This window comes from Streptomyces carpinensis, assembly GCF_002154505.1.
Lineage (GTDB): Bacteria > Actinomycetota > Actinomycetes > Streptomycetales > Streptomycetaceae > Streptomyces > Streptomyces carpinensis.
The window spans coordinates 1-18,880 of the sequence record NZ_MUBM01000285.1 but is presented as its reverse complement, the minus strand read 5'-3'; the positions used below and the strand labels follow the sequence as shown (position 1 = coordinate 18,880).

At 70.7% G+C, this 18,880-nt stretch carries 18 protein-coding genes, 1 tRNA gene and 1 pseudogene; 7 read left to right on the top strand and 13 right to left on the bottom strand.

Annotated elements, in window-relative coordinates; all coding sequences use genetic code 11:
- Both BZY54_RS33990 and BZY54_RS33985 read left to right on the top strand, forming a co-directional pair.
- Positions 1 to 889: amidohydrolase family protein (locus BZY54_RS33990; protein WP_086729171.1), on the top strand; the 889-nt coding region annotated here is incomplete at its 5' end.
- A gap of 130 nt (positions 890 to 1,019) precedes the next feature.
- Positions 1,020 to 1,676 carry an SDR family oxidoreductase gene (locus BZY54_RS33985; RefSeq protein WP_086729170.1) on the top strand — a complete coding sequence of 219 codons (657 nt, stop codon included), beginning with the start codon at positions 1,020 to 1,022 and terminating at the stop codon, positions 1,674 to 1,676.
- Between the two features lie 658 nt (positions 1,677 to 2,334).
- Here BZY54_RS33985 and BZY54_RS33980 read toward each other — a convergent pair.
- Positions 2,335 to 3,078 (bottom strand): dienelactone hydrolase family protein, encoded by a 744-nt coding sequence (locus tag BZY54_RS33980; RefSeq protein ID WP_086729169.1) that lies wholly within the window; start codon positions 3,076 to 3,078, stop codon positions 2,335 to 2,337.
- A gap of 99 nt (positions 3,079 to 3,177) precedes the next feature.
- On the opposite strand from BZY54_RS33980, the pseudogene BZY54_RS33975 reads away from it, so the two are divergent.
- A pseudogene (locus BZY54_RS33975) lies at positions 3,178 to 3,872 on the top strand (transposase); the annotation flags it as partial.
- Positions 3,865 to 4,296, top strand: coding sequence for a DUF5959 family protein (locus tag BZY54_RS33970; protein ID WP_086729168.1), 432 nt, complete (start codon positions 3,865 to 3,867; stop codon positions 4,294 to 4,296). The pseudogene BZY54_RS33975 and the gene BZY54_RS33970, both read left to right, overlap by 8 nt.
- A 444-nt stretch (positions 4,297 to 4,740) precedes the next feature.
- Here BZY54_RS33970 and BZY54_RS33965 read toward each other — a convergent pair whose 3' ends face one another.
- Positions 4,741 to 5,496, bottom strand: a complete 756-nt coding sequence (locus BZY54_RS33965; protein ID WP_086729167.1) for an LPXTG cell wall anchor domain-containing protein — start codon at positions 5,494 to 5,496, stop codon at positions 4,741 to 4,743.
- 368 nt (positions 5,497 to 5,864) lie between these two features.
- Between BZY54_RS33965 and BZY54_RS52430 the strand changes: the two genes are divergently transcribed.
- Positions 5,865 to 6,242 (top strand): nuclear transport factor 2 family protein, encoded by a 378-nt coding sequence (locus BZY54_RS52430; protein ID WP_208640859.1) that lies wholly within the window; start codon positions 5,865 to 5,867, stop codon positions 6,240 to 6,242.
- Between the two features lie 72 nt (positions 6,243 to 6,314).
- Here the strand turns inward: BZY54_RS52430 and BZY54_RS33960 are convergent, their stop codons facing one another.
- The 3 genes from BZY54_RS33960 to BZY54_RS33945 form a co-directional block, all read right to left on the bottom strand.
- On the bottom strand, positions 6,315 to 7,436 hold the full coding sequence (locus BZY54_RS33960; RefSeq protein WP_244217477.1) for an IS630 family transposase: 1,122 nt from the start codon (positions 7,434 to 7,436) through the stop codon (positions 6,315 to 6,317).
- An 83-nt stretch (positions 7,437 to 7,519) separates the two neighbouring features.
- Complete coding sequence (locus BZY54_RS33955) at positions 7,520 to 7,894, bottom strand: VOC family protein (RefSeq protein ID WP_086729166.1); 375 nt, start codon at positions 7,892 to 7,894, stop codon at positions 7,520 to 7,522.
- A 644-nt stretch (positions 7,895 to 8,538) separates the two neighbouring features.
- Positions 8,539 to 8,620, bottom strand: a tRNA-Tyr gene (locus BZY54_RS33945).
- Positions 8,621 to 8,876: 256 nt separating this feature from the next.
- On the opposite strand from BZY54_RS33945, the gene BZY54_RS33940 reads away from it, so the two are divergent.
- Positions 8,877 to 9,365 (top strand): YajQ family cyclic di-GMP-binding protein, encoded by a 489-nt coding sequence (locus BZY54_RS33940; protein WP_086729165.1) that lies wholly within the window; start codon positions 8,877 to 8,879, stop codon positions 9,363 to 9,365.
- 135 nt (positions 9,366 to 9,500) lie between these two features.
- Here BZY54_RS33940 and BZY54_RS33935 read toward each other — a convergent pair whose 3' ends face one another.
- Positions 9,501 to 9,767: a GlsB/YeaQ/YmgE family stress response membrane protein gene (locus tag BZY54_RS33935; protein ID WP_086729164.1), complete on the bottom strand. Its 267-nt coding sequence runs from the start codon at positions 9,765 to 9,767 to the stop codon at positions 9,501 to 9,503.
- A 128-nt stretch (positions 9,768 to 9,895) separates the two neighbouring features.
- On the opposite strand from BZY54_RS33935, the gene BZY54_RS33930 reads away from it, so the two are divergent.
- Positions 9,896 to 11,176, top strand: coding sequence for an APC family permease (locus tag BZY54_RS33930; protein ID WP_086729163.1), 1,281 nt, complete (start codon positions 9,896 to 9,898; stop codon positions 11,174 to 11,176).
- Positions 11,177 to 11,377: 201 nt separating this feature from the next.
- Here the strand turns inward: BZY54_RS33930 and BZY54_RS33925 are convergent, their stop codons facing one another.
- The 7 genes from BZY54_RS33925 to BZY54_RS33895 all read right to left on the bottom strand — a co-directional run.
- Positions 11,378 to 11,770: a YccF domain-containing protein gene (locus BZY54_RS33925; RefSeq protein ID WP_086729162.1), complete on the bottom strand. Its 393-nt coding sequence runs from the start codon at positions 11,768 to 11,770 to the stop codon at positions 11,378 to 11,380.
- Positions 11,767 to 12,630 carry a zinc metalloprotease HtpX gene (htpX, locus tag BZY54_RS33920; protein ID WP_086729161.1) on the bottom strand — a complete coding sequence of 288 codons (864 nt, stop codon included), beginning with the start codon at positions 12,628 to 12,630 and terminating at the stop codon, positions 11,767 to 11,769. The genes BZY54_RS33925 and htpX overlap by 4 nt, the downstream gene beginning before the upstream one ends.
- Before the next feature lie 302 nt (positions 12,631 to 12,932).
- Positions 12,933 to 14,453, bottom strand: coding sequence for an NADH-quinone oxidoreductase subunit N (locus BZY54_RS33915; RefSeq protein WP_086729160.1), 1,521 nt, complete (start codon positions 14,451 to 14,453; stop codon positions 12,933 to 12,935).
- Positions 14,450 to 16,024, bottom strand: coding sequence for a complex I subunit 4 family protein (locus BZY54_RS33910; protein WP_086729159.1), 1,575 nt, complete (start codon positions 16,022 to 16,024; stop codon positions 14,450 to 14,452). Before BZY54_RS33910 ends, BZY54_RS33915 begins: the two co-directional genes overlap by 4 nt.
- A 6-nt stretch (positions 16,025 to 16,030) precedes the next feature.
- Positions 16,031 to 18,025 (bottom strand): NADH-quinone oxidoreductase subunit 5 family protein, encoded by a 1,995-nt coding sequence (locus BZY54_RS33905; RefSeq protein ID WP_086729158.1) that lies wholly within the window; start codon positions 18,023 to 18,025, stop codon positions 16,031 to 16,033.
- Positions 18,022 to 18,423, bottom strand: coding sequence for an NADH-quinone oxidoreductase subunit NuoK (nuoK, locus tag BZY54_RS33900; RefSeq protein ID WP_086729157.1), 402 nt, complete (start codon positions 18,421 to 18,423; stop codon positions 18,022 to 18,024). The genes BZY54_RS33905 and nuoK overlap by 4 nt, the downstream gene beginning before the upstream one ends.
- Positions 18,423 to 18,880, bottom strand: a 458-nt coding sequence (locus tag BZY54_RS33895) for an NADH-quinone oxidoreductase subunit J family protein (RefSeq protein WP_086729156.1), incomplete at its 5' end; no start/stop codon positions are given. The genes nuoK and BZY54_RS33895, both read right to left, overlap by 1 nt.

Below are 18,880 nucleotides of genomic sequence, written 5' to 3'. Positions count from 1 at the left end.
CGCGCACGTGCGCGTGGGCGATGTCCAGGGACTGGGGGCTCTGACGGCGGTGCTGCGGGCGCGCCGGGCGCTGCGCGGGCTCGCCGAGCTGACGACGGTGGCGGTGCCGCGCGTACTGACCGGGGCCGCGGGCGCCGACGGGCTGGCGATGCTCCGGGACGCGGTGAAGATGGGCGCGTGCGTGGTGGGCGGCTGCCCGGACGTGGACCCCGACCCCACCGGCTATGTGGAGGCGGTCCTGGAGGTCGCTTCCGAGCACGGCCGCCCGGTCGACCTGCACACCGACGGCACGGACCCGGCCCGCCTGGCGCGCATCGCGGCGATGGCGGGCGGGCTGCGCCCCGGAGTGACGCTGAGCCCGTGCGGTGGTCTTTCCCGGCTGCCCGCCGAGGCGGCCGCGCGGGCCGCGGAGCAGCTGGCCGCGGCCGGGGTGGCGGTGGTGTGCCTGCCGCAGGGCGGCTGCGCGGGCGCTGAGGGGCCCGGAACGGCTCCGGTACGGCTGCTGCGCGCGGCCGGGGTACGGGTGGCCGCGGGCAGCGGCGCCCTGCGGGACATGTCGAACCCGGTGGGGCGCGGCGACCCGTTGGAGGCGGCCTACCTGCTGGCGTCGCACCACGGGCTGCGCCCGGAGGACGCCTACGACGCGGTGAGCGCGTCGGCCCGTGCGGTGCTCGGCCTGCCCGAGGTGCGCGTGGAAGCGGGCTTCCCCGCCGAACTGCTCGCGGTGCGCGGCGAGCGGCTCGCGGGGGCGCTGTCGCTCGCGTACAGCCGGATCGTGGTGCACCAGGGGCGCGTGGTGGCACGGACCAGCGCGGTACGGGAGTTCTGCGACTCGGCGGCGTCGGTGGAGCTGGGACTGCCCAGGCAGGGGCGGGGCGAGCTGTCGTAGGCGGGAGCGGGGCGAGTCGCCGCAGGGGCGGGCAAGTGGTCGCAGGGGGCAGCGGGGAGGGGCCGTCGTAGGCCGGAGTTGGGCCCAAGTCGTGCGGCGGACGGGGCCGTCCGGGCGTACGGTCGGAAGCATGCGCATTGTCATCGCTGGTGGTCATGGTCAGATCGCGCTGCGGCTGGAGCGGCTGCTCGCCGCGCGCGGTGACGAGGTCGCGGGGATCATCCGCCGCGCCGAGCAGGGCGACGACCTGCGCGCGGCCGGCGCCGAACCGGTCGTGCTGGATCTGGAGTCCGCGTCGGTCGAGGAGGTCGCGGAGCAGTTGCGGGGCGCGGACGCGGCGGTGTTCGCGGCGGGCGCGGGCCCCGGCAGCGGTGCGGGCCGCAAGGACACGGTGGACAAGGGCGCGGCGGTGCTGTTCGCGGACGCGGCGGTCCGGGCGGGCGTACGGCGCCACGTGGTCGTGTCGTCGATGGGCGCGGACGCCCGGCACGAGGGCGACGAGGTCTTCGACGTCTACCTGCGCGCCAAGGGCGCGGCGGACGACCACGTACGCGGCCAGGAAGCCCTCGACTGGACGATCCTGCGCCCCGGTTCTCTGACGGACGAGCCGGGCACCGGCCAGGTGCGGCTGGAGGCCCACACCGGTCGCGGCTCGATCCCCCGCGACGATGTGGCCACCGTGCTGGCCGAACTGGTCGACACCCCGGCGACGGCGGGACTGACCCTGGAGCTCGTCGGCGGCTCGACCCCGGTGTCGGTGGCGGTGAAGTCGGTGGCGGGGAACTGAGGCGCTGAGCCGGGCCGGTTCGGTGCCGGGCCGGTTTCGGTGCCGTGCAGGCGCCGGTGCGAGTGCGGTGCAGTGCCGGTTCCGGTGCTGTGCGGTGCCGGTGCCGGTGCCGGACGAGTGCCCTCCGCTCTGTGTCGGCGCAGGCGGAGGGGGTTGGTCTGCCGGGCCGGTCTGCTCAGGGGGTGGGCAGCTCACACGCCGTGAAGGTGTCGAGCAAGTCTCCGTTGGCGATGTCGGCTGCGCCGCCGCCGCAGTTGACGGTGTCGGGGAATCGATGATCCGGCCGACCACGCTGTCCAGAAGGATGTCGGCCATCCGCACCGGATCGGACCGCACTCGTCGCACGAGCGCGATGTCCTGCCGTAATCAATCTCGCTGGAGTGTCACGCGCAAGCTTCCGGCCTGCAGAACGAGACTGGAATGCAGGCTTCGTGAGGGAGGCTGCAGCGCCGTACGGCACCTGTTCGCACTCCGAGGGGATGGAACCGCTGGTGTTCCTGCCGAGGCCTCCAGACGAACCTCGAGGTCCGGACGATCCCCCCGTCCCAAGCGCCGGCTGAGGGCATGAGCAGTCCTCCCGGCGGGCAGCCCCTGCGGCTGCTTGCCAGACGCAGGGCAAGGCGTGCGCTCTGTCAGTCCCCTGGGGCACACAATCCGGTCAGCGGATCAGGCGGCGCTCCAGGAGTGCCTTGAGCTCCGCGCGCTGGCGCAGGAAGCTCGGCTCGTGCCACATCGAGGTGTCCGACATGGAGTAGCCGTGGGGCGCGTCCGGATAGATCTCGTTGGTGTAGGTGGCACCGGCGGCGTCGAGTGCCTTGCCGAGGACGGCGACGTGCTCCGGAGTCATCGAGGCGTCGTTGTCGGCGTGCCCGAAGACGTACTCGGCGCCCGGGACGATCGCGGTGTGCGGCGAGGTCGGCTCGTCGGTGACCAGGCCGCCGCCGTGGAAACCGCCGACGGCGACGACGCGGTCCGGGATCAGCGCCGCGGTGCGGATCGCGAGCCGCGCGCCCATGCAGTAGCCGGTGGTGCCGAACTTCAGCCCAGGAGCGTACGCGTCGAGCGCCTTCCCGTAGCACGGGACGTCGGCCGCGACCCGCTCAGGAGTCAGGTTGTTGAGCCGCTCCGTGATCCCGGAGGCGAAGAACGCCTCGCGGGCTTCGGGCTCGCGTAGATCGCCCTTCGGAGCCAGGTCGGCGGCCCGGCCGTCGCGGTAGAACGCGTTCGGCGCCAACACCGCATAACCCCAGCCGGCGATCTCCTCGACCATGTCGGCGATTCGCGGCCGCAGCCCGATCGCATCCATCCAGAACAGCACCCCTCCCCGTACGTCGCCGTCGGGTCGGGCGACGTACGCCTCGGCCGTGCCGTCAGGGGTCGTGATCTCGATCTGCTCAACCATGCTCCGACGTTATGCCCCCTGCCGTTGTGCACCGCCAACCGGGTGGGGGATACACGCATCTGCGCCGCGCCCGTACCGGCGATGAAGGCGGCCGCGGCCTACCGCGAATCGCGCGAGTCGCGGGCTGACCTGCTGCGGGACTCCGCCCGCCGGGGCCTGCGCGCGCCGGTGCTCGCGGTCGGGGACGGCGCCCTGGGCTTCCGGAAGGCGCTGGGCGAGGTGTTCCGCGAAACCGCGAGCAGAGGTCCTGGGTTCACGAAACGGCCAATGTCCTCGACTCCATGCCGAAGTCCACGCAGCCGAGCACGAAGAAGGCCGTGCCGGACATCTACAACGCCGAGCACCGCGACCGTGCCGAGGCGGCGATCAAGACGTTCGCCCAGCTCTACGGCGCGAAGTACCCCGAGGCGGTCAAAAAGATCACCGACCAGGACCAGCTGTCGGCGTTCCACGACTTCCAGGCCGAGCACTGGACCCACCTGCGCACCACGAACCCCATCGAGTCGACCTTCTCCACCGTCCGGCTGCGGACCAAGACCACCCGCGTCGCCGGCTCCCGCACCGCCGCCCTGGCCATGGTCTTCACGCTCGCCGAGTCCGCCCAGCAGAGGCGGCGGGCCGTGAATGCGCCCCACCTCGTCGCCCTCGTCCGCGCCGGATCCCGCTTCGAACGCGGACACCTCGTCGAACGCCCCGAAGCCCACGCGGCCTTACACACCTCAACCGACCCTGTGTCCGTGCCGGCGATTAGTCTTCGGCACCATGCGCGAGTCGCAAGGGGCAGTCATGGCTGAGGATCCGATCGACCTGATCCGCCTGGAGGGGGCTGGCAATAGCGTCATTGTCCGGATCACGGGGAAGGAGAAGCGGAAGCGTCCCACCGAGGCCGATGTCCTGGTCGGAGAATTCGTGGTCGATACGCCCTTCGTCCGTGGCACCCTCAAGACCTGGATCTTCCCCAAGGACCTGCGGCAGTGGCAGCAAGCCCTGGACTCGCTCGACGCGGGCCAGGACATCGCCTGGCGCGAGGGAAAACGCGCTCCGTGGCTGTTCATCGAACTCGACGAAGACGACGACCGGTGCCAGGTCACGATCAAGGACTGTTCCATGTCCCTGACGACGGTGACGGTCACCGCCCCGCTGGCCGACGCCTGGTTCGACGACGCGTACCGACGCCTGGACCTGGTCTGGGAGACCTGGCCCATGACCGAGGACTGAACCATGGCCGACGAACGGGATCGCCGGCCTCATTGGGCCGGGGGCTCGCCACCAGCTTGATCCACAGGCCTTGGATATTGCTCCGACCCGTCGCGTGGAGCCCTCTGTTTCGTCGGCGTTCGTAGAGCCGATCGCGGGGTCGGCCCCTCGGCCGGTGTCTTCTTGCCCTGGTCTGGCAGGCCTGTTTTTTTGACCAGGTCAGCCGGACACAGGCTCCCGCTGACCTGCGATCGGACGGTCGTGGTTGGTCGTTGTTGACCGTTGCTTGTCGTCCTCGGGGGCCCGACGGTGTCGCCCCGGGGCCTCAGCCACGAAGAGGAAGTGCGCAGAGACGAACGGCGTGGCCGTCGGCCTGCAAGGCCGGTTGACGCCTCCCTGCACACGACGGTGCCCCCATACTCGTCACCCGGACGAGCGCGGGGGCACCCTCATGCACAGCGGAAGTCAGGCTCGGGAGGCCCTACGACGTCGCAGCACCAGGTAACCGCCCGCGGCCACCAGCGCTGCCGCGACGCCCGACAGCAGGCCCACCGGGGCGCTGCTACCGGTCTCGGCCAGATCGCCGCCGCCCTGCGCGGACGGGGAGGCGGTAGCCGACGGGGCCGCCCCGCCCTCGCTGGAGGAGGCACTCGGCGCCGCGGTCGTATCGGCCGGGCCCGAGGGCACGGACGACGCCGACGAGGAGGAGTCGCTCGGCGCGGTCGAATCTGCCGGGCCCGAGGGCGAGGGCGACTCCGGCGAGGAGGGGGACACCGAGGCGGACGGCGTAGTACCGCCACCACCGCTCTCGGAGCCCTTGCAGTCCGTCCAGAACACCTTGTGCTTGGCGGCCCCCTTGTCTCCGTCGAAGTTCCAGAACAGCTTGTAGTGCCCGTCGGGCAGCGACAGGTCCGCCGTACGGCCGTGGCCCTTGGCATCCAGGGTGATGGCCCCGGACTTCACGGTCTCGCCCTTGGTGGCGGCGGTCGGGGCCCATGCCTCGATGTGCCAGTCGACCTGCTGGACCGCGTCGAAGCCGAAGGCGTCGAGGTAGAACGTGCAGACGTGCGGTTCGTTGCGGCGCAGCTCTTCGCCGGTCTTGGCGTCGTGGATCTTCACCGTTCCGTTGTCACCGGGAGCGGTGGCGTGCGCGGCGGGCATGGCGAGGGCGGAGAGGGCCAGGGCGCCGGAGACGGCGGCCACGGTGACTCGTATACGCATGCGTTCCTCAGGTGGAGAAGGGGGGCCAGGCGCCGGTCGTTCCTAGCGGTTCGCCTTCGGCGCGAGACCAAATGATCACGGAGTCTGTTTGACTCACCTGATCAGATCCCTTACGGGTGGGGGTGGTTGTACGGGAATCTGAAGTTCCTGTGAGCGCCCGTCAGTCGCCGTGGCGGCGGCCATTCTGGGGCTTCCTGTGGAAGTGTTCGACCGCTGCCTCCGCGCGGGACCACGCAGTACGAGTTGTCCGGTCTTGGTACCTCCGGGCCGACCGCGTGAGCACCTAGTGCTGTGACCGGGATGGTTCACCGCGATCGGAAGGCGGCTCGCGGAACGAGCGCACGCGAAACGGCTGGTATTACTGGGGCATGCAGGAAGAGATTGCACGCTCCGCGATCGACACGTTCATCTCCGCGTTCAACGCCTCGAACGACAGCTATGTGACTGCCCTGCTCTCCCAGGCTCTGACCTCAGACGTGGTCTTCTGGGGGCCGTTGGGTCGCAGCGAAGGAATCGCGGCGGTCGAGCGGTTCGTGCTGGACATCCGGCGCCACCCGGCGGGGACCGGCACGATGGTGCGCTGCTCGGCGGTGGACATGCCTGACGAGTGGGCCCGGTACCAGTGGGTCTTTACCACGCCGGATGGAGGTCCCCGCCTGGCGGGAACGGACGTCGTCCATCTGCGGCGGAGCCTCATCGACCAGGTCATCGTCTTTGCGGGGGAGATCGAGCCGTCCGCCTCCTGAGTCATCCTTCTGTCGCGGTCCTTCTCCTGAACTTGCCCCCTTCGGCACTCGGGGGCTGTGGTTCGCGGTTGGTCAGGCTGCGGTGTTGAGGGGGCGTCCGCCCCAGCGGATGCCCTTCTCGCTGCGGACGCGGGCGCGTTCCTTGCGTTGGGCGGTGAGTACGTCAAGGTGGTGGGTGTTGGTATTGCGCCAGCGCAGGTAGCGGTGCAGTGCCTGGGTTTGCGCGGGGTGGCTGCGGTGGTGGGAGTTGGCCAGGGTGAATTGCCGCAGCGGGCCGAAGTGGGCCTCGATCGGATTGGCCCAGGAAGCGTAGGTCGGGGTGAAGCACAGCTCGACCTTGTTCTTCTTCGCCCAGCGGCGGATGCCCGCGCCGGTGTGGGCGGAGAGGTTGTCCAGGACGATGTAGACCGGGGCGCCGTCGAGTCGGGCGGCGCGGATCGACTTGAGCGCGGCCAGGGTGTTGGCGGTGCCCTTGCGACGTCGGTTGACGCCCCACAGGCGGTCGTCGCCCACGGAGTAGCAGCCGTAGAAGTAGATGACGCCGTGAGTGCGGCGGTAGGTCGCCGGCAGCCGGTTTGGCTTGCCCTGCCTCGCCCAGCAGGAGCCCGCGGTGGGCCGGATCCCCAGGGGCCCGAACTCGTCGAAGGCGAAGACCCGGTCCGGGAAGCGGTCCAGCACCTGCTCAATCCGGTCGAGCTTGGCGTCGCGATCAGGGTCGGGCGACTCCTTCCAGGTCTTGGTGCGCTGGAAGGTGATGCCGCGGCGCCGGAGCAGGCACCGTAAGGCTTCACGGCCGATGCGGATGACGCGGCCGTGCACTTTCCGCAGGTAGGCAGCGAGTTTGCGGATCGACCAGCGGGTGAAGGGTTGGCCGAGCCTGGTGGGGCGAGTGGTGGCCGTCCGGATGACGAAGTCCTCGTCCTCACGACTGAGTAGGCGGGGACGGCCTCCCGCCCACTGAGGGTCCAGGCAGGCCAGGCCGATCTCGTTGAAGCGGTGGATCACATCGCGCACGCTGTCCTCGTCGGCCTGGACCAGCTGGGCGATCACCGGCACCCGGTTCCCGCCCGCCGAGGCGAGCACCATCATCGCGCGCCGGTAGCGCACCGAACTCGTGCTGCCCCTGCGCATGATCTGCTGCAGCTTCTGCCCCTCCTGGTCGGTCAGTCTGCGTACACGGACAGGCTCGGCCACCGGGCCTCCAGCGATCGGATCGGACGTCGCCGCACATCCAACCGCCACGACCGCCAACCCCGTGAACCTATGCGGTCACAGCACTAGACCTTCCGTCTGGTCAGGCAGAAGGGATGACCGGCCGGGTCAGTGAGGACCCGCCACCTGTCACCACCCGGTTGATGGTCGGGCCTGGCGGCGCCCAGCGCCAACAGCAGGGCCTCACCCTCGTCGAGGTCGTCGACCTCGAAGTCGAGGTGGAATTGCTGCGGCACGGTCTGGTCGGGCCAGCAGGGAGCCTGATAGTCATCGACTCGTTGGAACCCGATGAAGAGCCCGTCGTCGCCGTTGAGTCCGGCGAAGTCACCGTTGGATTCGGGGTGGACCTCAAGCCCGGTGGCCTGCGCATAGAACGCGACCAGCACCTCAGGGTGAGGACAGTCGAGTGTTATCGCCGTCAACTTCATCTGCAAGGGCATGGCGTCACACCATAGTGATCAGCTCCTGCACAGTGATCCGTGCCTGGCGTGCCCGGCAGGAAGGCGGCCAACGGGGAAGAGCGGGGAGTCTCGGCGACCGCCCCGTAAACGCACAGGTGACCGTCTCGCCAGCTGACGTTATGGCAAGGAGTGCTGCGCGCCGGTACGGGCTGGACCGACGACGGCCGTGCCCACGAGGACCGTCATCTGAAGGTGCGCACCAAAAAGGACTCTCGTCCCGAGGTTCTCAGCCCGGCTGAGGCAGCCTCCCTCTTGGCTCGTCGCCCATATGATCTTCGTCACGCTGGAGGGTCACTCTGGCTCAGCTCCGGGGTGGATCCGATGGAGTGGGTGCGGCGAGCCAGCCCCGGCATCGCGATTCTCTTCCGGGTGTACGCCAAGGTGCTGGCACAGACCCAGCACCGCGCCAACCAGCGAATCGAGGCTGCGCTGCAGGAGTGGGGCGACTTCCCACCATCCCCCGGGGGACGCCTAGGAGACATGCGCCGATCAGAGCCGGGATTTCAGCGCGACAAGATGAGACAAGTCCTTATTTTTCGACCTTGATCGAACATCCACACCTGGCAACGAAGAGACCCCCTCCGTTCTGCGTTTCCGCAGATTGGAGGGGGTCTTCCCCAGTGTGGCGGCGCCAGGATTCGAACCTGGGAAGGCTGAGCCGGCAGATTTACAGTCTGCTCCCTTTGGCCGCTCGGGCACACCGCCGGGGTCTGCTGCCGTTCGAACCGCCTTTCGGCGGTGCTCCCTGGCAACGACGTAAACAATACCCGATACGGAGGGGTGCTTCGCCACCCGATTGATCCGCGCCGCGGGAGCGGGGGGTGGCTAGGCTGGTGCGGATGCGGCCCGGGATGAAGACCTGGGTCGGCGGTTCCCCCACGCCCGCCGACAGGCGACGCGTACGCAAGCCGTACGCCAGCCGTACGCACCCGACACACCCCGATACAAGGAGCCACAGGACATGGCCGACTCCAGTTTCGACATCGTCTCGAAGGTCGAGCGGCAGGAGGTCGACAACGCCCTCAACCAGGCCGCCAAGGAGATTTCGCAGCGCTACGACTTCAAGGGCGTGGGTGCCTCGATCTCGTGGTCCGGTGAGAAGATCCTCATGGAGGCGAACTCCGAGGACCGGGTGAAGGCAGTCCTCGACGTCTTCCAGTCCAAGCTGATCAAGCGGGGCATCTCCCTGAAGGCCCTGGACGCGGGCGAGCCGCAGCTCTCCGGCAAGGAGTACAAGCTCTTCGCCTCGATCCAGGAGGGCATCTCCCAGGAGAACGCGAAGAAGGTCGCGAAGCTGATCCGCGACGAGGGCCCCAAGGGCGTCAAGGCCCAGGTCCAGGGCGACGAGCTGCGGGTCAGCTCCAAGAGCCGCGACGACCTCCAGGCCGTGATCGCGCTGCTGAAGAACCAGGACTTCGACTTCGCGCTGCAGTTCGTGAACTACCGGTAGTCCGGTACGCGGAAGGGTGGGCACCGGTCCGTCGGTGCCCACCCTTCTCGTGTCCGCCTTCTTCTGTCCGCCTTCTTCTGTCCACCTTCTCGTGTCCGGGGGCCGGGCGCGGCGGCTCGGCCTCGGCGCGCGTGCTCAGTCGCGCGAGTTGCCGAACAGGATGCGGTAGGCGATCAGCAGCACCAGCGACCCGCCGATCGCCGCGGCCCAGGTGGCGCCGTCGTAGAAGTTCTTCGAGATCGGGTGGTGCAGCCAGCGCGCCGAGATCCAGCCGCCGATGAACGCGCCCGCGATGCCGATGAGGGTCGTGCCGATGAAGCCGCCCGGGTCGCGTCCCGGCAGCAGGAACTTCGCGATGGCTCCGGCCAACAGCCCGAGGATGATCCAGCTGACGATGCCCATTCCCTGAACCCGCCTTCCTGACGACTGGTGTGCGTCGTCGTGTTGCCACACGCGTGTTCGTGCCGTGTTGGTGAATAGGACGTCACCGCCACATGCCACGGTTGCATCGATCAGTAGGGTCCGGAGTCATGACACGCTCCCCCGCCCCGTCCTCCCCCTCGGCTTCGCCCACGTCCGGCGCCGGGCTGCGGCGCAGCCTCGGGGTGGGGGACGCCGTGGTCATCGGGCTCGGCTCGATGGTCGGGGCCGGAATCTTCGCCGCGCTCGGGCCGGCGGCGCGCGCGGCCGGCTCCGACCTGCTGGTGGGGCTCGCGGTCGCCGCCCTGGTGGCCTACTGCAACGCCGACTCCTCGGCACGACTGGCCGCCCGGTATCCCGCCTCGGGCGGCACCTACGTCTACGGGCGCGAGCGGCTCGGTGTGTTCTGGGGCTACCTCGCGGGCTGGGCGTTCGTGGTCGGGAAGACGGCGTCCTGCGCGGCGATGGCGCTCACCGTGGGCGCGTACGTCTGGCCGGGGCAGGCGCACGCGGTGGCGGTCGCGGCCGTGGTGGCGCTGACCGCGGTGAACTACGGCGGTATCCAGAAGTCGGCCTGGCTGACGCGGGCGATCGTGGCGGTGGTGCTGGCGGCCCTGGCCGCTGTGGCCGTCGTGTGCCTGGGCTCCGGAGCCGCCGATGCCGGGCGGCTCGCCATCGGCGGCTCCGGGGGCGTCGGCGGCGCACTGCAGGCGGCCGGCCTGCTCTTCTTCGCGTTCGCCGGGTACGCCCGGATCGCGACCCTGGGCGAGGAGGTGCGCGATCCGGCGCGCACCATTCCCCGCGCGATCCCGCTGGCCCTGGGCATCGCGCTGGCCGTGTACGTGGGCGTGGCGGTGGCCGTGCTCTCGGTGCTGGGGCCGGACGGTCTCGCGCGCGCGGGCGCACCGCTGGCGGACGCGGTGCGGGCGGCCGGGGTCCCGGGGCTGGTGCCGGTGGTGCGGGTCGCCGCCGCAGTGGCCGCGCTGGGCTCGCTGCTCGCGCTGATCCTGGGCGTCTCGCGCACCACGCTGGCCATGGCCCGGGACCGGCATCTGCCCGGCTCGCTGGCCGCCGTGCATCCGCGCTTCCATGTGCCGCACCGGGCGGAGCTCGCCGTGGGTGCGCTGGTCGCCGTCGTGGCCGCCACCGTGGACGTCCGGGGCGCGATCGGCTTCTCCTCCTTCGGCGTCCTGGCGTACTACGCCGTCGCCAACGCCTCCGCCTGGACTCTCGACGCGACTCCCGTCCGGCGGGCGGTACCGGTGGTGGGCCTGATCGGTTGCGTGACCCTGGCGTTCGCCCTGCCCTGGCTCTCGGTGACCGTGGGCGCGGCCGTACTCGCGGTGGGAGCGGCCGCGTACGGCGTACGACGACGAACGGCGGCGCACTGACCGGCGCGCCTGGATCTGCCGAGCGCGCACGTCCGGGGAGGGCGCGAAGCACATGACTCCGGGGGCACGCGAACCTACGTGCCGCGCGAGCCTGCGTGCCGCGCGAGCCTGCGTGGCGCCCGCGGCCGCTGAGCACGCGTGGCGGCGAGGCGCGAGCCCGCCCGGCGCGCGACGTCACCAAGGGGCGCCCGCCCGCAGGCGTCAGCGAGCCGCGAACGGCTGGTCCGTGCGCACGATCTCGCGGCCCAGCGGGAGCAGCGAGACCGGGATGAGCTTGAAGTTGGCGATGCCGAACGGGATGCCGATGATCGTGACGCAGAGCATGATGCCCGTGACGATGTGGGTGATCGCCAGCCACCAGCCGGCCAGGATCAGCCACAGCACATTGCCGATGCAGGACGGGGCGCCCGCGTCGCGGCGCTCGACCGTGGTGTACCCGAAGGGCCACAGGGCGTAGACGCCGATACGGAACGCCGCGATGCCGAACGGGATGCCGATGATCGTGATGCACAGAAGCACACCGGCGAGGAGGTAGCCGAGGAACAGCCAGAAACCGCTCAAGACCAGCCAGATGACGTTCAGGATTGTCTTCATCGGTGGCGACCTGCCATCTGCTCGAGACGGGCGATGCGTTCCGTCATCGGCGGGTGCGTGGAGAACATCTTCGACAGTCCCCGGCCCGGGCGGAAAGGGTTCGCGATCATCATGTGACTGGCGGTCTCGATCCGCGGCTCCGGGGGCAGCGGGAGCTGCTGGGTGCCGATCTCCAGCTTGCGCAGGGCGCCGGCGAGGGCGAGGGGGTCGCCGGTGAGGCGGGCACCGGACGCGTCGGCCTCGTACTCCCGGGAGCGGCTGATGGCCAACTGGATGAGCGTGGCCGCGAGCGGGCCGAGGATCATGATCAGGAGCATGCCGAGCAGGCCCGGGCCCTCGTCGTCGTCCGAGCGGCCGACCGGGATCAGCCAGGCGAAGTTGACCAGGAACATGATCACCGAGGCGAGGGCGCCGGCGACGGAGGAGATCAGGATGTCGCGGTTGTAGACGTGGCTGAGCTCGTGTCCGATGACGCCGCGCAACTCGCGCTCGTCCAGGATGCGCAGGATGCCCTCCGTACAGCACACGGCGGCGTTGCGCGGGTTGCGGCCGGTCGCGAAGGCGTTGGGCGCCTCCGTCGGGGAGATGTACAGGCGGGGCATGGGCTGGCGGGCCTGGGTGGAGAGGTCGCGGACCATGCGGTACAGGGCCGGGGCCTCGAACTCGCTGACCGGGCGGGCACGCATCGCGCGCAGGGCCAGCTTGTCGCTGTTCCAGTACGCGTAGGCGTTGGTGCCGATGGCGATGAGGAGCGCGACGATCAGGCCGGTTCGGCCGAAGAAACTGCCGATGACGATGATGAGTGCGGACAGTCCCCCAAGGAGTACTGCGGTCCTGAGCCCGTTGTGCCGGCGGTGCACGGTACGCCCTCCAAGTGGTGCGGCAGGGGAACCCTTCGCTTGTCGTTGTTCGGTGCCACTGGTGTCGTGGCGTCACGTCCAGTTGACCCTTCCGAACTGGTCAACGCCAGGCGAGCGCCCCGGGTTCCCTGGCGGGCGCGTCGCCGCGCGGACCGTCCGGGTGAGCGGGACGGCACTCGGCACGCACGCGAGGTGGGGACGCCCGCACGCGCGCGTACCCGGTCACGAGTAGGAGAAGCCCGCTGGAAGGAGCCCCCTCGGAGGGCGCCCGCGCAGCAGACACCCCCTCAGAGGGCGCCCGTTCAGAACAGGCCGCCGCCCGCGAAGCGCAGCACCAGTTGGGGTGCGCCGGACAGGGCGATGCCGATGACGGCCGTCAGAGTGATCGCGGCGGTGAGGGGGGCCGGGACGCGGTGCCGGAGAGGTTCGCCCTCGGGGGCGCGGAACAGCAGGGCCGTCCACTGGAGGTAGTAGAACAGCGCGACGACGACGTTGACGGCCATGACGACGGCGAGCCAGCCGAGCCCGGCGTCGACGGCCGCGGAGAAGACGGTGACCTTCGCGAACAGGCCGATGACGCCCGGCGGCAGCCCGGCCAGGCACAGCAGGAAGAAGGCCATGAGGAGGGCTGTCACCGGATTGGTGGCGTACAGGCCGCGGTAGTCGCTTACGCGGTTGCGGGCCCTGCCGCGGCCCACCAGCGCGGCCACGGCGAAGGCGCCGAGGTTCACGGCGGCGTACATCAGGGCGTAGGCGACCGTGGAGCCGATCGACTTCTGGGCGTCCTTGGAGTAGCCCGCGGCGGCGATCGGCACCAGGAGGTAGCCGGCCTGGCCGACGGAGGACCACGCGAGCAGCCGGATCGCACTGTACGCGCGCGTGGCCTGCTGGCGCAGGGCGCCGACGTTGCCGACGGTCATGGTGAGTGCGGCGAGCACGGCGAGCGCCGGGCCCCAGACGTCGGCGTACGACGGGAACGCGATGACGGTGACGAGGATCAGGCCGGTGAAGCCGACCGCCTTGCCGACCACCGAGAGGTAGGCGGCGATGGGCAGGGGCGCGCCCACGTAGGTGTCGGGCACCCAGAAGTGGAAGGGGACGGCGGCCGTCTTGAAGGCGAAGCCGACGAGGGTGAGGACGACGCCGGTCTGGGCGAGGGTGTGGAGCTGTCCGTCGACATGCTGGACGCGGCCGGCGATCTGGGTGAGGTAGAGGGTGCCGGTGGAGGCGTAGACGAAGCTGACGCCCATCAGGCTGACGGCGGTGGCGGTGACCGACGACAGGAAGAACTTCAGGGCCGCGTCGGAGGACCTCCGGTCGCCGTGCCGCATGCCGACGAGGGCGAAGGCGGGCAGGGAGGCGACCTCCAGGGCGACGATGAGGGTGGCGAGGTCGCGGGCGGCGGGCAGGAGGGCGGCGCCCGCGGCGGAGGACAGCAGCAGGAACCAGTACTCGCCTTCGGGGAGCCCTCCGTGCGCGTCCTTCAGCGCGGTGACCGACAGCAGGGCCGCGAGGAGGGCGCCGCCGAGGACCAGGAACTGGATGACGAGGGTGAAGTGGTCGGCGGTGTAGCTGCAGACGCCGGCCTGCTTGGTCAGGCAGAAGGTGCTGCGGTCGCCGTCCAGGAGGGGCAGCAGCAACAGCGCCGAGACGGCGAGGCCCGCGACGGAGAGCCAGCCGAGGAGGGGCTTGCGCGCCTGGGGCACGAACAGGTCGGCGACCAGGACCACGAGGGCGACGACCGCGGTGAGGACGGGCGGCGCGATGGCGAGCCAGTCGACGGACTGGACCACCGACGCGGCCGGCTGGGCCAGGACGCTCATCGGGTGCCTCCTGCGAGGAGCTGCTGCACGGCCGGGTCGGTGAGCCCGAGCAGGGCCTTCGGCCAGAGCCCGGCGAGGACGGTGAGGGCCACGAGCGGGGTCCAGGCCGCGAACTCGAAGCTGTGGACGTCGGCGAGCTTGGGGGTCTCCTGCGGTACGGCGCCCATGCAGACGCGGCGGACCACTGCGAGCATGTACGCGGCCGTCAGCAGGGTGCCGAACGCGCCGATCGCCATGAAGGTGAGGAAGGCGGGCCGGCTGAGGTCGGCGGCGGGCCTGAACGCGCCGAACAGGGCGAGCATCTCGCCCCAGAACCCGGCCAGTCCGGGCAAGCCGAGCGAGGCGACCGCGCCGAAGGCGAGCAGGCCGCCGAGGCGGGGTGCCTTGCCGTAGAGGGCGGCGCCGGTTTCCTCGGCCAGGGTGTCGAGGTCGGTGGTGCCGGTACGGTCCTTGAGCCCGCCGACCAGGAAGAAGAGCAGGCCGGTGATGAGGCCGTGGGCGATGTTGGCGAACAGGGCGCCGTTGACGCCGGTCGGGGTCGTGGTGGCGATGCCGAGGAGCACGAAGCCCATGTGGCCGACGGACGAGTAGGCGATGAGCCGCTTCAGGTCGCCCTTCGCTCCTCGTCTGACGAGGGCGAGGCAGGCCAGGGATCCGTAGATGATCCCGACGACGGCGAAGGCGGCCAGGTAGGGCGCGAAGGTGTGGAAGCCGTGGGGTGCGATGGGCAGCAGGATCCGGACGAACCCGTACGTGCCCATCTTCAGCAGCACGCCGGCCAGCAGGACCGAGCCGACGGTCGGAGCGGCGGTGTGGGCGTCCGGGAGCCAGCTGTGCAGCGGCCACATCGGGGCCTTGACCGCGAGCCCGATCCCGATCGCCAGAACGGCGATGACCTGCACGGACGCCGTGAGTGACCGGCCGTTGTCAGTGGCGAGTGCCACCATGTCGAAAGTGCCGGCCTTGATCCCGATCAGGAGCAGGCCGAGCAGCATGACGACCGAGCCGAGGAGCGTGTAGAGGATGAATCGCCAGGCGGCGGCCCGGCGGCCCTCGCCGCCCCAGCGGGCGATGAGGAAGTACATCGGGACGAGCACCGTCTCGAACGCGAGGAAGAACAGCAGCAGGTCGAGGACGGCGAAGGTCGCGAGGGTGCCGGACTCGAGCAGGAGCAGCAGCGCGACGAAGGCCTTCGGGGTGGGGCCCGCAGGGGTCTTGAAGTAGCTGTAGAGCGCGCAGAGGAAGGTCAGCAGCGCGGTCAGGACGACGAGGGGGAGGGAGATGCCGTCGATGCCGAGGTGGATGCGCACGTGGAGTGCGGGGATCCAGCTGATGTCGGTCGTGGCCTGCATCCTCGACGGGTGGTCGTGGTCGAAGCCGACCGCGAGGACGATCGCGGCGATGAGCACCACGCCGGTGACGATCACGCCGTGCCGGAGCACGGCCTGCTGCGGTGACTTCCCCTTCAGCCCGGGCGGGGCCGGCAGGACAGCGGCCAGCGCCCCGAGGAGCGGGCCGACGACGACGAATGCCAGAAGGAACTGCATCACGGACTCGTTGATATCGATCACGCCTGCTCACGCTCCCGTGGCGAGAAGGACGGCGGCGACCGCGAGGACGACGGTGCCGGCGAGCAGCGCGCTCACATAGGTCTGGACGTTGCCGGTCTGGGCTCGCCGTACGGCGGCCCCGAGCAGCCGGGGCACGGCCCCCGCACCCCGTACGTAGGTCTCGACGACCTCGCGGTCGAGGAACCGGACGAGGCTCGCCCCGGCCATGACCGGGCGGACGAAGAGGGCCGCGTACACGGTGTCGAGGTGGAAGCCGGTGGCCGCGTGGCGGTGCAGCGGGCCGAGCAGCAGCCGTCCGGGGTCCGCGGGGTCGGTCGCGTAGGCGATGTCTCCGTAGGCGGGCCGGTGGCTGGCGATGGCCTCGGCCTCGACGAGCCCGGCGTCGGCCTCCGGGTGGGCCGCGACCGCACCCAGCGGGACACGGGCCGCGAGCGCGCCGGTGTGCCGCCAGGCGCCGTAGGTGACGATGCCGCCGACCAGGGCCAGGCCGGTGCCGAGCACGGAGGTGGTCAGGGTGGGGGTGAGGTCGCGGCCGTCGAACCAGTCGGGCAGGACCCGGAAGGCCAGGCCGCCGAAGGCGAGGGACGGCACGGCCAGCACCCACAGCACGGCGTTCATGACCAGGGGCTGCCTGCCGTGGTCGGGGGCCTTGGCCCCCCGGCCCCGGAAGGCCAGCAACCACAGACGCATGGCGTACGCGGCGGTGAGCACGGCGGTGACGAGACCGGCGACGAGGACGATCCAGCCGGCGGAGCCGGGGGCGTGGTCGGTGTGGCCGGTGGCGACGTGCTCGGCGGCGCCGAGGACGGACTCCTTGGAGAAGAAGCCGCTGAAGGGCGGGATCGCGGCGAGCGCGAGGAGCGCCACGGTCATCGTCCAGTAGGCGTCCGGGACACGGTCACGCAGGTCGGCCATGCGCGACATGGCGGCCAGTGAGTTGGTGCCGGCGGCGTGGATGATCACACCCGCCGCGAGGAACAGCAGCGCCTTGAAGGCGCCGTGGGACAGGAGGTGGAAGACGGCGGCGCCGCGGTCGCCGACGGCGAGGGCACCGGTCATGTAGCCGAGCTGCCCGATCGTCGAGTAGGCGAGGACGCGCTTGATGTCGTCCTGGGCGAGCGCGGCGAGCGCCGAGCCGGTCATCGTCACGGCGGCCATGACGGCGAGGACCACCATCGCGGCCGTGGATGCCTGGAAGACGGGGAGGAGACGGGCGACGAAGTAGACACCGGCGGCGACCATGGTCGCGGCGTGGATCAGCGCGGAGACGGGTGTGGGGCCCGCCATCGCGTCGGGCAGCCAGGTGTGCAGCGGGAACTGTGCCGACTTGCCGGCCACGCCCGCCAGGAGCAGCAGGGCGATCACGGTCGGGTGGTGCAGGCCGCCGTTCGCGACGGCGCCGAGGACCTTGGTGATCCGGAAGGAGCCGGTGTCCGCGGCGAGCGCGAACAGGCCGATCAGGAAGGGCACGTCGCCGAGCTTGGTGACCAGGAAGGCCTTGATGGAGGCGGCGCGGGCCTCGGGGGTCTCCCAGTAGTGGCCGACCAGGAAGTAGGAGCAGATGCCCATGATCTCCCAGCCGACCAGCAGCACGATCAGGTCGCCCGAGTAGACGACGAGCAGCATCGCGGAGGTGAACAGGGAGACGAGAGCGGCGTAGGAGGGGTAGCGGGGGTCGTCGCGAAGGTAGCCCGTCGAGTAGATCTGCACGCAGGTGGCGACGACGCCGACCAGTACGGCGACGAGCGCGGCGAAGCCGTCGATGTGCAGGGCGAGCTCGATGGGGACCGAGCCGGTGGGTGTGAGCTCGGTGGCGGCGTCCACGGCGCGGCCACCGCCCTGGTGGGCGGCGACCAGCACGGCCAGGACGAGGGAGGCGAGGGTCGGCAGGACCGCGAGCGGGCGGACGAACCCGGGGGCCGTGCGGCCGAGCAGCAGGCCGGCCGCGGCGCCCAGGAACGGAAGGAGGGGGACGAGGGCGGCGAGGGTGGTCGTGGTCACGCGGTGGCCTCAGTCTTCTCGGCGGCCTGCGCGGCCGCCGCGGCGTCGCTGTCGTGGCCGGGGCCGGAGTCGTCGTCGGGGCCCTCGGCGGCATCGCGGAGCCGGTCGATGTCCGAGGTGCCGCGGTTGCGGTACACGGCGAGGACGATCGCCAGGCCGATGCCGATCTCGGCGGCGGCGATGGTGATGGTGAACAGGGTCAGGGCCTGGCCGGAGTGCAGGGTGTCGCGGGCGGCCTTGCTCAGCCATACGTCGAAGGCGACCAGGTTGAGGTTGACGGCGTTGAGCATGAGCTCGACCGACATCAGGACCAGGATCGCGTTGCGGCGGGCGAGGACGCCGTACAGGCCGGTGCAGAACAGGAGGGTGGAGAGTACGGCGGGATAGGCGAGGTGCATCAGCGGGCGCCTTCCTTGGCGGCCTGCTCACCCCGGGCGTCCGGCGCCTGGGAAGCGGCGGCATCGTCCGCCTTCGCCTTGCGGGACAGGACGATCGCGCCGACCAGGGCGGTGAGCAGGAGGACGGAGAGGGCCTCGAAGGGCAGGACCCAGTTCTGGAAGAGGCTTTCGCCGGTGACCTTCGTCGAGCCGGCGGCGGCGCCGCCCAGGTCGATCCAGGTGGTGCGGAAGGCGTCGACGACGACCCAGACCAGGGCGGCCGCGGAGGCGACGGCCACGGCGAGGGCGGCCCAGCGGTTGCCGGAGTCGGCGTCCGGGGAGCGGCCGATGGGCGCCTTGGTGAGCATCAGACCGAACAGGAGGAGGACGACGACGGAACCCACGTAGATGAGGACCTGCACCCAGGCGATGAACTCGGCGGTGAGCAGGAGGTACTCGACGGCGAGGCCGCCGAGGG